The sequence below is a fragment of the Microcoleus sp. Z1_B2 genome, from assembly GCF_036700325.1.
Taxonomy (GTDB): Bacteria; Cyanobacteriota; Cyanobacteriia; order Cyanobacteriales; family Microcoleaceae; genus Microcoleus.
In genome coordinates, this window is sequence record NZ_JAUBOQ010000113.1 from 1 (window position 1) to 1,518 (window position 1,518).

Genomic DNA, 1,518 nt, shown 5'->3' on the forward strand with positions numbered 1-1,518 from the left:
ACCTAATTACGCACTTGATTTAGCCCAATACTTCATCTTATCATGTTTTAGGCTGAAATTAAGATGCGTTTACCCTGCCCTTAAATTCTGCATCGAATGGTAGTTCTGCTTCAGGATACTCCAGGATTTTTGATCGGTCAACTTTGACCAGAGCATTTTTACTACTTTTAATGTGCTTTTTGGGTGCTTTTCGCTCTTTTTCCGATGAGTAGTTCTCTTTTAACTTTTTCGCTCCATTAGCTTTGACCTCTGGTTTGCCTTGTTCTCCTTTCAGGCGATTGTTTTCGGATTTTAATCTTTGATTTTCTGCTCGTAATTCTCTGGTTTCTGCTTGTAATTGCTCTACAAGGTTCAGCAATATGGACACTGTACGACGTAATGATTCGTCAGCAATTGCAGATGGCTCAATGCTTTGCAGTAAGGTCTCTACTAATTGGTCAGCAGATGTTTTTTGCGTCATGCTTTATATTCTACCATGCTCTTCGTATTTGTGAACCTTCTTTTTTTCCTGTAGTTTAGACTAAAAAATGATTGCAGCCAAAAGTAGCTGCCTTTGAATATCCGGCAAGCTGTTACTCAAAAACTCAAGAGGAAGAAGATTAAATAACTAATCTTGAAGACTTTTTGCGTCGAGAAACCCGTTTTTTCACAGTGGGATAGGACGGTGCCTTGGTTCGTACCCTTCCTTTTTCCCAACCAGGGGATTTTCCCCTCTGTTTAGGCATTTTCGCGGGAGTACCAATGTCAACTAAAATCCAATGGCACTGAAAAAGTGAGCAAAAAAAAATCTGTAAGGCAAGCTCTGCATAGATAATTGCCTTACAAACCAAAATATCTCTCTCTAGTATGCCCAATCGTGCGTCTATTCTCAAGCAACAATTTTTACAGAGTGTTGCCTTACCCTGGAAAGAATTGCTACCAGACTCTACAGTCAAAGAGCTTCTGGCGAAGGAGAATCTCAGATACTACAACAGCGTCTATACGCCGATAGTTACCTTATGGGCGATGATATCTCAGGTACTAGATCCAGACAAAAGTTTGAGTCAAGCAGTAAAACGGATGAGTACCTGGCCCAGTGGTGCTGGAGTGGTGCCTCCTTCTTCAGACACTGGGGCATACAGTAAAGCTCGTCAACGACTACCTGAAAGACTTGTCCAACAGTTAGTACCTGTAGTGGCAGAGGCACTAGAAAAGCAAGTTCCTCGCCTACAGCAATGGTGTGGACGACAGGTGCGGGATCTCGCCGGCACAACCGTGTTGATGAGTGATACTGCTGCCAATCAAGCTGAGTATCCGCAACACAGCAATCAAAAAACTGGGTGTGGATTTCCCATCGCCAAAGTGGTAGTGCTCTTTTCATTGCTCACAGGTGCAGTCGTATCGGCTGGTATTGCTTCATTGACGATGAGTGAGATTGTAATGAGTCGCCTGTTATATGCGAATTTATAGTCATTTCAAATAAATGTGAGACAGAGGCAAGATCATGATAAAATCGATAAAAATAGTTAATTAGAAAAA

General features: G+C 41.9%; 1 protein-coding gene and 1 pseudogene. One reads left to right on the forward strand and one right to left on the reverse strand.

Translation table 11 applies throughout. From position 1 onward, the window contains the following. Positions 1 to 58: 58 nt before the first annotated feature. Complete coding sequence (locus tag QT984_RS29670; RefSeq protein WP_333058670.1) at positions 59 to 460, reverse strand: hypothetical protein; 402 nt, start codon at positions 458 to 460, stop codon at positions 59 to 61. Positions 461 to 846: 386 nt separating this feature from the next. On the opposite strand from QT984_RS29670, the pseudogene QT984_RS29675 reads away from it, so the two are divergent. After that, positions 847 to 1,446: pseudogene (locus tag QT984_RS29675) on the forward strand (IS4 family transposase); the annotation flags it as partial. Positions 1,447 to 1,518 lie beyond the last annotated feature (72 nt).

Coding starts and splice junctions, on each gene's coding strand:
- QT984_RS29670 (WP_333058670.1), bottom strand. CDS start 460: ATGACGCAAAAAACATCTGCTGACCAATTAGTAGAGACCTTACTGCAA.